The sequence below is a fragment of the Mesorhizobium sp. CNPSo 4689 genome, from assembly GCF_057784325.1.
This window is the reverse complement of record NZ_JBWLUZ010000004.1, coordinates 88842-103221: the sequence shown is the minus strand read 5'-3', so window position 1 is coordinate 103221 and position 14380 is coordinate 88842. Positions and strand designations below refer to the sequence as shown.

Sequence of the window (14380 nt, the reverse complement as noted above, 5' to 3'; positions counted from 1 at the left end):
TCAGATGTTTAGCGTGATTTTGGTAGCGGGAGAGCGCTACCGCCTTTCCCCACATTCGGAAACCCTGCGATATTTTCTACGGTGTTGAGCGTGATGGACCTGTCTTGTGCTGCAAAGACCGGTGGGAACGGGAAAGTCTGACCCAAAGCCGACGCACGGTTTCCACGACGCGAACGGCAGCTTTGCGCCGCAACTCTGCCGTTGCGGCCATCTTTGCCACTGCCTGAAAGCGGACGCTAGTAGCGACCTAGCGCAGGTCGGTAGGGAAGCGAATCAAAACAGTAGACTCAGTTGTTGTCGATCGCTACCTATAGTCGACCGGAGGATAAGTTGGAGCGCCGTCTCGCCGCCGTTCTTTTCGCTGATGTGGTTGGATACAGTCGGCTTATGGAGGCAAGTGAAGCTGCCACGTTCGCCGCCCTCAGGACTCGTCAAAGCGAAATTCTGGAACCATTGGTAGCTGCGCACAATGGTCGAGTCGTCAAGCTAATGGGCGACGGTATTCTATTGGAATTTCCAAGTGCTGTTAGCGCGGTAGAATGTGCCCTGGGGCTGCAAGGGGCCATGGCCACGGCGAACAACAACGTGGCCCCGGAAAAGCAAGTCCTCTACCGCATGGGAATCAATATTGGCGACGTCATCGCGCAGGGCGACGACATATACGGTGAGGGTGTCAACATCGCCGCTAGGCTGGAGCACGAGGCGGATCCCGGCGGCATCGTAATTTCCGAAATGGTATTTGGACAAGTCCACGGAAAAGGCAATTTCCAGTTCGAAGATTTGGGTGAGCGTTCGCTCAAAAATATTACGCGCCCGCTGCGCATATATAGTGTGTCGGGTGGCCGTTCCTCGGGTACCAGCCGAAATGAGAATCAGCCCAAGAAGGTCGGTCTATCAATAGCTGTTTTGCCGTTCGCAAATATTAGCGGCGATCCAGAACAAGAATATTTCAGCGATGGCATTACGGACGATATTATTACGGATCTATCGAGAATTTCCGCCTTAAAGGTGCTTTCTAGGAGTACGGCGTACTCGTTCAAAGGACGCAAGATCAAGGTCAATCGGATCGCTCAGGAGCTTCAGGTCGCATACGTGCTCGAGGGGAGCGTCCGCAAGTCTGGTGGCCGTGTGCGCCTAAGCGCTCAGCTTATCGACGCGATGAAGGACACTCATGTTTGGGCGGAGCGCTACGACCGCAATTTCAGCGACGTGTTTGCTCTGCAAGACGAACTATCAAGCGCGATTGTTGCTGCGCTGAAAGTTCGTCTGCTTCCCGAGGAGCGCGAGGCGATCGTAACACGCTCCACTCACGATACCGAAGCATATCGACTTTACCTGATGGGCCGTCGCTACTTCGAAATCCGCGGTGCGCGCAACTACGAGATCGCGCTGCGCGCATGCAAGAAGGCAATAGGACTGGATCCAAACTACGCCCGCGCATGGGCGTTATCAGCCCTATGTCTTTGTTACCTAAATTTTTGCGGCAGGACTTCCGATTCTGGATTTGAAGCAGCGAAGAGGGCTCTGGAGCTAGACCCAACTTCGGCGGAGGCCCACGCTGCCATGGGGCGCATCCTAGCTGAAAGAGGAAAGTTCGAAGAAGCACTTGTCTCACACCGGGAATCTCTTAGGTTAGACTCTCACTCATTTGATGTGCATCAGAATTTCGGAACCACGTGTTCCGAGTGTGGCATGAACGTAGAAGCTATAGAGCACCTCGAACTGGCATCTGGCCTGCTCGATACAGATTATACCGCACTCAATTTGCTGGCCTTAGCCCTGAAATCACTGGGTCGACACGAGGAGTCGACTACCGCCACATACCGCGCGCTAGAGAGAATCGAAAAAGCGGTAGCCGCGCGTCCTGACAACGCGAATTCCCTTGCGCACGGGGCTTTAGCTCTAGCCCGTCTAGGTGAAAGAGAGCGCGCAGGCGAATGGATTGAGAGGGCCTTGATTATCGATCCCGATGACGCAACGGACCAATATAATCTCGCCTGCGCCTTGGCGCAAATAGGAGAGATAGATAAGTCTATAGATTTGTTGGAAGCATGTGTTCCAAGGATGCCTCAAGAGTTTGCCTTATGGATCCCGAAGGATCTCGATCTCGCACCGGTCCGAGATCACCCTCGCTACGTCGTCTTGTCGGAAGCTTGCCAGGCGAAGTTGCAGCAAGGCGCAATGGGACATGCCGTGTGACTTGCATAGAGATTCCCTATGTGAAATCGCGAATGATCGGATTATCCATTGCGGCCCGAAATTCGGCGAAGAAAATCGTTTCCTCGAACTCAAATAGTTGATTTTTAGGCAACTGCCCTGTTTCCAAGTATTGGTTCATTGCAGCTAGTAACTCAAGGGCGTCTCGCTTTTTCTGGTCGACTCGGTTTTGCGAGAACCAATTAGTCACTTCGGTGTTGATTCGACCATCTGGTGCGCAGCGCACGTTGTAAGCATCGATCGCGTTAGCAAGATTTCTGCGCGCATAATATGTTGCTGAAGCGATTTCTTCGATTTCACGGGCTGCTCGCGTCGCGATCTTGTTGAGAGCGACGGCTTCTCTCAAAGTGTATCGTATGTTGATTAGGGCCTCCGAGGTTTGTGGGAAGCCAAGCTCCGCAGGGCCGTGTTCAATTGCAACCTCATCATCGCGCGTTATTCGCCCGCTAACAAAGTCGTGAAAGATCGCTCCAATTCCGATCATCCCGCATGGGTAGAGTTCTGCGGCCCGGATCGCGCCCATGCTTGCGGCGCCAAAAACAGCACATCCGCCGTTCAGCGCCCAAAGAATCTCTTTGTGCAGGACAGACGGAACAGTCCTGAAGCATCCGTCAATAAGGCCAATCATACGCGCGCCGGCCGCTGCGGCACGGTAAATGTCTCCGCGTTGTGCTGGTGGGCGCCAATCAAATGATGCGCCCTTGGGAACCGATCGCAACGTGGGCCCAACAAATAGGACAGGTTTCATTGCGAAAGCTTAGCCGCTCTTGCGCGTCGGCCCTTTGTGTATCCCACGGCATACGGATAGGTTTCCAAGCCAGGCACTACTACCCTAACAAACGAAAGGTGCGAGGAGCGGCTCTTTAGATCAACAACAATGGCTTGTCGAAAGCCCGCCACAACAAGGCGACTGACCAGCCATTTCAGCAGTCCTGACGCTGTTCGGTCCGAGCACTCTGAATCGCGAAGCCGTATCTCTGCGGTCCAAGTGTCGTTCGGCGCTTTGGCGGAATAGTGGCGTGGTCTCAGGTCGTCGCGGGCCCCCGAAATCAAAAGAACGCGGGTTTGAATAGCCTCAAACAATGCACGCCGGAGAGCTATGGCGGGTAGTGGATGGCAACCTGCTCCATCCGTGGCGACGGGGATGCCTACAGGCCCCTTTTCACGCTCGACCAAACGACAATAGTAGCAAGGCACGCCAATCTCAGTAGTTATGTCCCAAGCAGTGACGGCAATGCCAAGGCTCCGACACCTCGCATATTGGTTCTGGGATTCGTCGTCTTCGATGGCCCTCCAATCGACCCTTCCAAAGCTGCCCGGCTGCGATGCCTTGAAGAGAGCGATGGCATCACCCTCGATGACCTCGCACAATGCATGAGTTGCCGCATCATTGTAGCAGCTGCCCCCGCCAAGCCCGTTGCTGCAGACCACAAAGCCGTCATTTTTCTGCAACGTCTCGCTTCTGAAATCGGTGTGCACTAGTCCGAAAGGAACGGCTGCGGTTTCGCCTGAGATCAACTCTAACCCTGTCGCCATACGCAGCCATGGCTTTGCTGCCTTAGGGGCTTCTTTGTCAACTGTGTGCGGGAGGTCTGATAGATCGGGAACTACGCAATCACGGGGAAGCTCGCCAAACGGAATCCAGTCAGCAAATCGCTCTGCATGGAAAATCTCCAACCCTTCCATCAGTCCAGAGATACACGCCTGTGAAATCGTCGAGCCCTTTCCAGATGAAACTGTAAGGGCCCGTGAATTTGGGCGAACCACTGACGTAACGCAGAGTCCAATTTCGTCCAATCCAGTTATGTCTGCCACCCTGGTAATGCCGGCCTCCGGTATCAATTCCCAGCATGCAGCTAATGCAGGACTGAGGGTCGCGGAACCACGGAGGACGGCTGCGGATGAAGAACAAAGGACTCGTTCCGCAGCGCAATTCTCTCGCCCAAGGGTTTGCTTGCGCACCACCGCTTCACGAGACCGCTAGTTGCGGCCCATGATAACCATACCGTCACCAATTGTGATCGGTTCATAAATCGGCACCGTTCCTTTCCCTCCAAGCCGAAGCTGAACGGCACCGGAAATGTTGATGACATTGCCACGTATCGAATCTAGCGCTTTCGTAATTTGCTCATCGACATACTTCCACCTTTTGTCGCCGAGATTCCGGTCGAATCCGACAAGTGCGTTCCCCGGAATTGCGTAAAGTCTCTTGTCCGCCTCACCTCCACCAGCGTCAATCGGCTGAATGTCCACTTGGACAAAAAGCGTTCCGTTTATGGTTCGCTTCTCATCATCACTTAGCTTATCGCCTACGAAGTAGCTGAAAAGAGCTGCCCGAAATTGCAACAAATCCTTGTCAGAAGATCTTATCGCATGAAGGTCCGCTCGTGCCAGCGCCGCGCGATTTAATACAATCGGCACGTAGCCAGCGACGAAATCATTGAAATCCTTGCAGTCAGATTGACGAATGCCACCGTTGACCTTTGGAGACTCGCCTGCTTCAAGTTTCTTCTTCGATTCTTTATTGTCTTCGAAAAAGTACGTCATATGATCGATTTCTTTGGGGGAACCGGCATCCAACCAATTTTTGTATCGGACGTAGAACTCCTCGTTTCCCTCTTCAATCCATTTATCGACATCCGGATCGGCGGTATAAGTTGCACAGAAGTTAGGATCACCTGCAGGCATATTTCCCTCCTCATCAACAGAATTAGGTCGTATAGAAGCCGAGGCTGCGTGTCAGCATTTTTTACTAGTCCGGTTGCGGTACAATGCGGTTTGTGCCATCTTCGTGTGCATTCGGGTAGCCGAAAAATATGAGCACACCGTCGCCCATGTATTTGGCGATGAAACCGCCGAGCCTACTTCCTCAGTCACCGCCGACTGATAGCTGGCGATTACCTGCCGGAAGTCCTCTGGATCGAGCTCTACAGAAAGTTTGGTTGACCCGACCAGGTCACAAAACATCACCGTCAACTGACGGCGCTCTGCCACCCTATCATCGGCGCCTGTGTCTTTGCTGTAGGTGACAACGGCAGGCTCAACACGCAGTGCCGCAATCTCGGAAAGCAGCTTACGTCGATGGCCAACGAGGGCAACACCAAGATCCTTTAGATCGTCAGTGGTCAAATGATGCAATATCTCGGCATCGACAGCGTTCTCCTCGAACGCAGCTGCGTACTGGCCAAGGCCTAAGCTTCGCAGCCAACTGCCAACGTCCATGGACGTCCCCGATTGGAGTGATCCGCAAGAACTTAGTGTAATCGAGCTGGAGCGAAGGAACTAGCACCTACTGCCCCTTAGTCCGCCGCCGAGTGTTCGAACATCATCGAGCGTCCGCGTTGGGTCAACTCGCGATACGGACCTTGGAGGTTGAGCGCCCGCTATCGTTCTTCGCTGCACCACAAGCAGACATTCTGCTTCCGGCCAAATTGTCGCCTTTCGAGAACTGGCGGCGAATGACTGCTACGGGCGCTTCCACGCTGTTCCGGGAGCTCGCATGCTCCTTTCCGTCCAAAAACGTTGATCCGCGGGCGGACGTTGCCCCGGCGGCTATCCAACCTGACCAGCCGGCGCGCGTCGCCGGGCGGTCGTTGGCGGCTTCAGCGCGGCTTCACCAGGAGCGGGAACGCTCCTCTGCGGACCAATGATGCACATAGCATCGCATACTCAGCGACAATCCGTCACCGTTCGCCGTCGACCGCGTTCGGTCTTCAGCCCGAATGACTGCTCGTGACCGATATGGGCATCCTGTTGGTAGCGTCGTCGTGCAGCATTGAAATTATTGAGTAATTTTGTCTGGAGGCGCTACCACATATGCGCGATTTACTAGTTATTTCAATAGCTTATTATTTTGGTAGCGGGAGGGCGCTGCCACCTTTCCCGACACTCATCCAACAGTCAGTTCAGGCTTCGCTGCTAAGGCTAAGCCAAACTAGCTAATCTGCGAATCTGGGTCGAGAGCGCGTGCCAACTGAAGAACGTAGGTCCCTGGGTTGGTATCCTGTCGTCACCTCTTCAGGCTGAATGTCAGGAACGCGCCTCAAATCGGACATTAGCCAGGATTGAGTCGTCCGAAAGCCGCCATACATCCAGGCCGAACTCTAGCAGCTTCGTGCTCCCCAATTCGGCCCAGTCGCCCACCAGCGGTCAAATGGAAGCATGGAGCGCTGATGGTCGGCAGTTGTGTCTTTAAGCGGTGCGACTGAAGCGATCGACCCTGAAATCATCGAGCGGCGTTTCGCAGCGGTCGGTCATGATGAGCTCGGCCATGGCGTCGCCCACGCCCGGACCGAGCTGGAAGCCGTGTCCGCTGAAACCGAAGGCGTGGAACAGACCCGTCGTCGTCGCCGAGCGTCCCATGACCGGCAGCATGTCCCGCATATAGCCCTCGCAGCCGGACCAGGTGCGGATGACCGCGACCTGAGCAATCGACGGCAGAAGGCGCGCGACGGCGCGCAATTGCGACGGAAGGCGCATGGGATCGGCGGCCGCATGGCCGGGATCCAGGTCCACCGCCACCCTTTCGGCGGCGCCGCCGAAGACGATGTTGCCCCGCTCGACCTGGCGCAGATAGGCGCCATGGTCCTTGTCGCGGGTCCAGATGCCGACCACCGGCAGGATCCGATGCGGCAATGGCTCGGTCACGCCCATCTGCGGGCCGCGGGCGTCGAGCGGAACATCGTCCCCGAACTGCGCGGCGATGCGAGCGCCCCAAGCGCCGGCGGTATTGAGCAGGCACTCGGCAGCGAACGTGCCCTTTGGACTGGCGATAAGGAAACCGGAGCCCGTGTAGGTGATCTTCTCGACCTGAGCTCCCTCAACGATTTCCGCGCCGAGCTTGCGGGCCGCCTCGGCAAAGGCAGGGGCGATCAGCCGCGGATTGCTGCTGCCATCTTGCGGAGAGAACGACGCCGCGATCGCTTCGGGACCGAGGCCGGGAAAGCGGGAACGTAACTCGCGCGAGCCAAGTTCTTCCAGTTCGAGCCCCCAGGGCCGCGCCGCCTCGGCATAGGCCCGCATGTCGGCGAGACTGCCTTCATCGAAGATCAGCCGGATATGACCGGTGGCGCGGAATTCTACGTCGCGGCCAAGCATCTTCTCGGCCTCGCCCCATAGGCTGAGCGAGCGGTGGGCCAGCGGAAGCTGAGACAGATGGCGTCCCGTGCGCCGGATGTTGCCGAAGGAGGCGACAGTTGCCCCGGTGCCGATCCGGTTGCGCTCGATCAGCGTCACGCGTGCGCCACGCTTGGCGAGGAAATAGGCCGAAGCCGCCCCCATCAGTCCGCCGCCCAGCACGATCACATCCATAGTGGCCCCTTGCAAACAGCAACCTTTGCCTGCCCGATCTTGTCGGCGCCGCGGCATTGCGTCAAAGATGGGTTTGGACAAGAACCATAAGCTTTACCTATGGAGTGGCAATGCGGGCGCGGCAGCTCGAAGTGTTCATCGCCGTCATGCGCGCGGGTACAGTCACCGCCGCGGCGCGGATGCTGAACATCTCCCAACCTGCTTTGAGCCAGATCCTGCTCCACACCGAAGACGAACTCGGCTTCACGCTGTTCGAGCGGGTCAAGGGCCGGCTACGGCCGACCCCGGAGGCGCTTGAGATATTCGCCGACGCCGAGAGGCTGTCGGCTGGGCTGGAAGGCTTGCGCCGCAAAACCACCGACTTGCGTCTCGGCCGGACTGGGCTGGTGCGGGTCGCGGCTTCGCCACCGCCGGCCATGGCGATATTGCCGCGCGCTTTCACCGGATTCCGGGCGCAACATCCCAATATTTTGCTGCGTTCCCATATGGCGCCGATCGCCGCGATCATCGACATGCTGCGCGCCGGCGATGCCAGCCTCGGCGTGGCCATGGACGACCGCCTGCCTCCCGATATCGAGGCGGAAGTGATCGGCAGCGTCGGCTTCTCATGCCTGCTCCCTGCCGCGCATGCGTTGGCCAGAAAAACCGAGCTGACGCTCGCCGATCTCGTCGGCGAGGAATTGATATCCTATCGCGGAAACACCCGTCCCGCCGACGAACTGGCCCATGCGGCCCGCGCGCAGGGTGTGGCGCTTTCGCCGTCGCTCGAGATCGACGTATCCATCTCCGCGGTCGGCTTCGTCCAGGCCGGTCTGGGCATCGGCCTCGTCGACGCGCTGCTGCCGTGGCACCAGTTTGCCGGGCTTGCCGTCAGGCCGCTCGCGGCGGGGACGCAATTTCCGATCGCGCTGCTGACCTCGCGCACCCGGGCTCTTTCGCGGGCTGATGAGATGATGCGCGAGCAAATCCGTGCGGCCTGTTCCGCCGTCCTGGGCGAAGACGGCACAAGGGCATAAGCAAGACTTATATCCTTGCCCGTCATACGTCTTGGACCCGGACCGTCCGGTCGTGCCAGCTTTGCGTTGGCAGACAGGAAGGGACGCATCATGGACAGTGCCATCGCGGCGGATGCAGCGCAGAACGGGGCCGACTGGAAGGTCGGCGTCGATATCGGCGGGACATTCATCGATTTCTGCGCGCTCGAAGCCCGTTCCGGTCGGGTCGCCTCGTTGAAAGTGCTGACGACGCCGGAAGATCCGGGTGCCGAGTTGATGACGGGCCTCACCCTTCTGGCCGAACGCGAAGGCTTCGATCCTACGCGCATGACGCGCTTCGTGCACGGAACGACCGTCGGCATCAACACGATCATCCAGCGCAAGGGCGCGCCGCTGGCGCTGTTCACCAATGCCGGCTTCGAGGATGTGATCGAACTCGCGCGGCTGCGAATGCCGGACATGTATTCGCTGTTCTGCTCGCGGCCGGACCCGCTGATCTCGCGCGACATGGTTTTCGGCATTCCGGTCCGCATGCGTGCCGATGGAAGCGAATCCCAGGCACCGGACATGGCGGCGGTGGAGAGGGCGGTGACAGTGGCGAAGGCAAGCGGGGCGCAAGGTATCATCGTGTCCTTCCTCCATTCCTGGCGCAATGCCGCGCAGGAAGCCTCCGTCAAGGCGACGATCGCGCGTCTTGCGCCCGACCTCTTCGTTTTCTCCTCGGCCGAGGTGTGGCCGGTCATCCGCGAATACGAGCGCAGCTCGACGGCCATTCTCAATGGCTATGTCCATCCGCGTGTCGCAGGCTATCTGACGGCGCTGGAAGTGCGGCTGAAGGGTCTCGGCGCGCCAGCCCGCCCCATGCTGACGAAGTCGAATGGTGGGCTGATGAACGCTGCCGAAGGCAAGCACGCCTGCGTCAACATGCTGCTGTCGGGAACGGCCTCCGGCGTCATCGGTGCCTCATGGCTGGCGCGTCAGGCAGGCGAAGACAAGGTTCTTACCCTCGACATCGGCGGGACCTCGGCCGACTTTGCGCTCATCATCGGCGGCGAAGCGCAGTTCGGCACCGGTGAACTGATCGGCGAATTTCCGCTGCACATCCCCTCTGTGTCGGTGAGCTCGATCGGTGTCGGTGGCGGCTCGATCGCCAGTGTCGACGCGCAAGGGGTACTGCGTGTCGGGCCGGAGTCGGCCGGTTCGACGCCAGGACCGGCATGCTACGGCCGTGGCGGCGAGCAGCCGACGGTGACGGACGCCATGGTGGTGTGCGGATGGCTCGGTCACAGCGAGATGGCCTATGGCCAGCTCAGGATCGATACTGGATTGGCGCATCGCGTGGTTGGCGAGCTTGCGGCCCGGCTCGGCCGGGCGGTCGAGCAGACCGCGCAGGCGATCCTCGACATCGCGGTGTCGGAAATGTTCGTCGAGGTCGAGAAGCTCGCCTCGCGGGCCGGCGTGGACCTGCGCGATTTCACGCTGATGCCTTTCGGCGGCGGCGGTCCGATGCTTGGCGCCTTCCTTGCACGCGAGCTTGGGATGAAGCGTGTCATGGCGCCCCGGCGTCCCGGCGTGGTGTCGGCGCTGGGCGGGCTGGTGGCGGACCTGCGCGGGGACTTCATTCGCACCGTCTTCAGCCCGCTATCGGGCATGTCGCTTGCAGGAATTCGCGAGGCCTTCGAGGCCCTCGCGCGTGAGGGTCGCGACTGGCTTGCGGCGCAGGGGCACGACGCACCGGCGGAACTCAGTCTTTCCTGCGACATGCGCTATGTCGGGCAGAGTTATGAGATCGAGGTCGTCCTTCTGCCGGAATGGCTGACGGACGGCAATGTGGCCGCCATCGAGCAGGCCTTCCATCTCACCCATGAGCAGCTCTACGATTTCCACGACCCTGACGGCGAGATCGAGCTTGTGAATGTCCGGCTGTCCGCCGTAGGCGCGGGGCCGAAACTCTTCTTCCCGGAGGTCGATGCGATCGACGCCCCGGCCATTCCGGCGCGCCGGCTCCCGGTCTACACGGGCGTGAGCGTCGAGACCATCGACCTCCACGACCGGCAAATTCTCGTGCCGGGCAGCACGTTCCTCGGGCCTGCCGTGGTGGTGCAGGAAGACACGACCTTTGCCATTCCCGCCGGAACCCAGGCACGGGTCGACCGCCATCTCAATCTTCTGCTGACCTTCCCGGAGTGATGCCTTGTTTGACCGGACAAACCTGCAGGTTCTGGCGAACCATGCCCGCGCGGCGGCCGAGAACATGGCCCACACGCTGCACCGCACCGCGCACTCCGCCTTCGTCAAGGAGACGCAGGATTTCACGGTGATGCTGATGGACCGCTCGGGGGCGACCTTCGCCGTGCCGATGGAGCTCGGCGCCACCTGGTATCCGGGGCTTACGTATCACCGTGCGATCGCGATGGTCGACGACTACCGGCCAGGCGACGTCGCCTTCACCAACGATCCTTATTCCGGCCACGTCGCCACGCACGCGCCCGACACGCATCTGTGGAAACCGGTCTTCGTCGATGGTGAGATTGTCGCCTGGACCGGGGGGCACATCCACAACACCGACATGGGCGGGGCGGTGCCGGCTTCGCTCAGCCGGGCGCTGACCGAAATCCATCAGGAAGGCATCCGCTTTCCCCCGATGAAGCTGGTGAGGGAGGGCGTCTTCGACGAGACGATCCTGCGGATCATGAGCACCAATGTGCGCAAGCCCGACCTCAACATCGGCGACATCAAGGCGCTGGTCGGCGCGCTCAACACCGGCGAGCGCAAGATCCAGGCGATGGTGAGGAAGTTCGGCAAGGCCGGCTTCATCGAAGGCGTTTGCGCTCTTCTCGACCATGCCGAAGCGCAGGCGCGCGACGTGCTGCGCTCCATGCCTGACGGCACTTGGGAATTCGCTGACTATGCCGACGAGGATTCGGTCGAGGCCAATCCCTGCCGGCTTAAGCTGACGCTGACAATCAGGGGCGACGAAGCAGTGCTCGACTTCACCGGGTCCGATCCGCAGCTCGGCTCGTCGCTCAACGTGCCTTCCGGCGGTGACCCGCGCCACACCATGCTGCTGGTGGGCGTCTACTATGTGCTCTACACGCTCAACCCGAAGATCCTGCTCAACACGGGCCTTACCCGGCCGTTCACCTGCATCGCGCCCCAGGGTTCGGTGCTCAATCCGGTCCACCCGGCCGCGGTGGGCATGCGCTCGCTCACCTGCGCCCGGCTGCGGTCGGTCATCTTCGGCGCCTTCTCGCAAGCAGTACCGGAGCGCCTGCCTGCGGCTCCAGCCGGCAACAACTGCATCGTCAACGTCATGACCACGGACGAGCGGACGAGCCGGACCATCATCACGGCGGTGAACCCCGTGGTGGGCGGCGGCGGCGCGATGCCGCATCGCGATGGGACCAACGGATCGGGCGCCGATGCCGCCTATCTCAAGAACACGCCGATCGAGATCACCGAGACCGAGACCCCGGTCGAGTTCGTGAAATACGGGCTCGCCAGGGACAGCGGCGGTGCGGGCCGTTGGCGCGGCGGGCTGGCGACCGAGATGGCCTTCCGTGTCTTCGCCCCCGACTCCAGGATCACGGCGCGCAACCGCGACCGCAGCTTCTTTCGTCCCTGGGGCGTGCTGGGCGGCAAGGCGGCCGGCCTGTCGGACATGGTCGTCAATCCGGGGACCGAGCACGAGCGGCGGCTGGGCAACATCGACACTGCGGTCCTGCAGCCTGGCGACGTGCTCGATATCCGCTCCGCCGGAGGCGGCGGGCGCGGCGATCCGCATGAGCGTGAGCCCTGGCAGGTCGTGCAGGACGTGCGGCGCGGCTATGTCTCGCCGGCTGCTGCCGAACGCGACTATGGCGTCGTCATCCGCGGCGGCCAAGTCGACGAACAGGCGACGCAAAGGCTGCGCGCGCGGCAGCGGCCGGCCCCCGGCCATTTCCATTTCGGTCTGGAGCGTGAGGGCTACGAAGCGCAATGGACGCCGGCCGCCTATGACCGGCTCACCGCCATACTAAGGGACCTGCCGATCCACTGGCGGTTCTTCGCCAAGACGGAGATCTTCCGTCGCATGAAGGGGCGCTCGGGGCCGGAGGGCGTCCAGGCGGCGTTCGATGCGGTCTGCGAACGGTTCCCCGAATTGCCTCGTCCTGGCCCGGTGCGAGAGGCAGCGGAATGATCACGGCCGGCCGCATCGTTCGGCTGGCCGAGCGCGACCGTGCGCAGCTGCATTTCTTTCTCGACGGGCAGATGCGTACTGCACTGGCGGGCGACACCGTGCTGACCGCCATGCTGGCTTCAGGGCACGCGTTGCGAAAGTCCGAGTTCGGACCCGAGCCGCGGGCCGGTTTCTGCCTGATGGGAGCCTGCCAGGATTGCTGGGTGTGGCAGGACGAGGGACCGCGCATGCGGGCGTGCTCGGCACTTATCAGGGAAGGCATGCGGTTGCGCACAACGGAGCCGGAGAGCTGGCCGTGAGCGAGACCTTACCGCCGCGGATCGTGATCGTGGGCGCCGGTCCGGCCGGCATAAGGGCCGCCGCGACGCTGGTAGAGGCCGGGCTCCACCCGGTGGTGATCGACGAAGGGCAGCGCGCAGGCGGCCAGATCTATCGGCGCCCGCCTGCCGGTTTTACCCGCACAGCGGAGCAACTCTACGGGTCGGAGGCGGCGAAGGCGGGCGCCCTGCATGCGCTCTTCGACCGATTGGCCAAACCGGGGCGCCTTACACATTGCGCGGCGAACTCGGTCATCGCAGTGCAGGAGGGTCGGCTGCACGTGCTGGGAGAGTGTGGCGTGCAGGTGATCCTCTATGACCGCCTGATCCTTGCGACCGGCGCATCCGACCGTGTCGCTCCGGTCCCGGGCTGGCAGAGCGCCGGCGTCTACAGCCTTGGCGCGGCACAGATCGCGCTCAAGGCGCAGGGCGTGGCGCTTGGGCGGCGGATCGTACTGATGGGGTCGGGGCCTTTGCTGACGCTGGTCGGCGCCCAGCTCGTCAAGGCTGGAGCCGATGTGGCAGCGGTCCTGGACACCTCTCCCTGGCATCAGCAGATGCGGGGGCTCTGGAAGCTTGCCGCCCGGCCGCTCGTCGCGCTGCGCGGTCTGGCCTTGCGGGCGCGGCTCGGCGGCCGCTACCATGCGGGCGTGACGCTCGAACGGATCGAGGCCGACGGGCAGGGTGTCACAGCGATGCGCTGGCGCGACGCCGGAGGTCGGGAGCGCCGGACCCCATGCGACATGATCGGCATGGGCTGGCACCTGCGTGCGGAAACGCATCTGGCCGACCTTGTGGGATGCGCCTTCACCTATGACGAGGAGTGGCGGCAATGGCTGCCAAAGAGCGACGAGATGGGTCGGGCCGGCAACGGAGTCTATCTTGCGGGCGATGGGGTTCGTCTTCTGGGTGCGGACGGCGCAGAAATCGCTGGACGTCTCGCGGCGGCGGCATGCCTTGCCGATCTCGGACATCCGGAGCCTTCCGCCAGCGCCGATCTGCGCAAGCTCGCGAGGCTCGGGCGCTTTGCCCGTGGACTGGCTTGCGCCTTCCCCTGGCCGGACGAAATGGTGCGGGCACTGCCCGACGACGCGGTCGTCTGCCGCTGCGAAAATGTGAGTGCCAAAGCCGTGCGCGAGAGCGCGGATTTCGGCGGCGGCGAGGCTAACAGGGTGAAATCCCTCTCACGTGTCGGCATGGGGCGATGCCAGGGGCGCTACTGCCAGTTGGCTGCCGTCGAACTCGTCGCGGCGCAAGCCGGCTGCACACCCGACGCTGTCGGCCGGTTCCGCGGGCAGGCCCCTGTCCGCCCGGCGCCCGTGGGTGCTTTTCTTCGAGATGGCTGATGCGAACGTCACATC

11 protein-coding genes are annotated in these 14380 nt (G+C 61.1%); 6 read left to right on the top strand and 5 right to left on the bottom strand.

What is annotated here, in order from left to right:
* Positions 1–330 precede the first annotated feature (330 nt).
* A complete protein-coding gene (locus AC04SI_RS08135; protein WP_488474085.1) occupies positions 331–2199 on the top strand; it encodes a tetratricopeptide repeat protein in 1869 nt (622 codons plus the stop codon).
* 16 nt (positions 2200–2215) lie between these two features.
* Here AC04SI_RS08135 and AC04SI_RS08130 read toward each other — a convergent pair whose 3' ends face one another.
* The 5 genes from AC04SI_RS08130 to AC04SI_RS08110 form a co-directional block, all read right to left on the bottom strand.
* Complete coding sequence (locus tag AC04SI_RS08130) at positions 2216–2965, bottom strand: TfuA-like protein (RefSeq protein WP_404276093.1); 750 nt, start codon at positions 2963–2965, stop codon at positions 2216–2218.
* The gene (locus tag AC04SI_RS08125; protein ID WP_488474084.1) at positions 2962–4179 is read right to left on the bottom strand and encodes a YcaO-like family protein; all 1218 of its coding nucleotides are present in this window, start codon (positions 4177–4179) and stop codon (positions 2962–2964) included. The genes AC04SI_RS08130 and AC04SI_RS08125 overlap by 4 nt, the downstream gene beginning before the upstream one ends.
* Before the next feature lie 18 nt (positions 4180–4197).
* Positions 4198–4905: a hypothetical protein gene (locus tag AC04SI_RS08120; protein ID WP_404276089.1), complete on the bottom strand. Its 708-nt coding sequence runs from the start codon at positions 4903–4905 to the stop codon at positions 4198–4200.
* Positions 4906–4956: 51 nt separating this feature from the next.
* The gene (locus AC04SI_RS08115; RefSeq protein ID WP_404276088.1) at positions 4957–5439 is read right to left on the bottom strand and encodes a hypothetical protein; all 483 of its coding nucleotides are present in this window, start codon (positions 5437–5439) and stop codon (positions 4957–4959) included.
* 969 nt (positions 5440–6408) lie between these two features.
* Entirely contained in the window at positions 6409–7527 is a 1119-nt protein-coding gene (locus tag AC04SI_RS08110; RefSeq protein WP_404276087.1) for an NAD(P)/FAD-dependent oxidoreductase, read from the bottom strand.
* Positions 7528–7637: 110 nt separating this feature from the next.
* Between AC04SI_RS08110 and AC04SI_RS08105 the strand changes: the two genes are divergently transcribed.
* From AC04SI_RS08105 to AC04SI_RS08085, 5 genes are all read left to right on the top strand, one after another.
* The gene (locus AC04SI_RS08105) at positions 7638–8543 is read left to right on the top strand and encodes a LysR family transcriptional regulator (RefSeq protein ID WP_488474083.1); all 906 of its coding nucleotides are present in this window, start codon (positions 7638–7640) and stop codon (positions 8541–8543) included.
* A gap of 90 nt (positions 8544–8633) precedes the next feature.
* Positions 8634–10712: a hydantoinase/oxoprolinase family protein gene (locus tag AC04SI_RS08100; RefSeq protein ID WP_404276083.1), complete on the top strand. Its 2079-nt coding sequence runs from the start codon at positions 8634–8636 to the stop codon at positions 10710–10712.
* 4 nt (positions 10713–10716) lie between these two features.
* Positions 10717–12702, top strand: a complete 1986-nt coding sequence (locus AC04SI_RS08095) for a hydantoinase B/oxoprolinase family protein (protein ID WP_404276081.1) — start codon at positions 10717–10719, stop codon at positions 12700–12702.
* A complete protein-coding gene (locus tag AC04SI_RS08090; protein ID WP_404276080.1) occupies positions 12699–13001 on the top strand; it encodes a (2Fe-2S)-binding protein in 303 nt (100 codons plus the stop codon). Before AC04SI_RS08095 ends, AC04SI_RS08090 begins: the two co-directional genes overlap by 4 nt.
* Positions 12998–14365, top strand: coding sequence for an FAD/NAD(P)-dependent oxidoreductase (locus tag AC04SI_RS08085; protein WP_404276079.1), 1368 nt, complete (start codon positions 12998–13000; stop codon positions 14363–14365). The genes AC04SI_RS08090 and AC04SI_RS08085 overlap by 4 nt, the downstream gene beginning before the upstream one ends.
* The last annotated feature ends 15 nt before the right edge of the window (positions 14366–14380 follow it).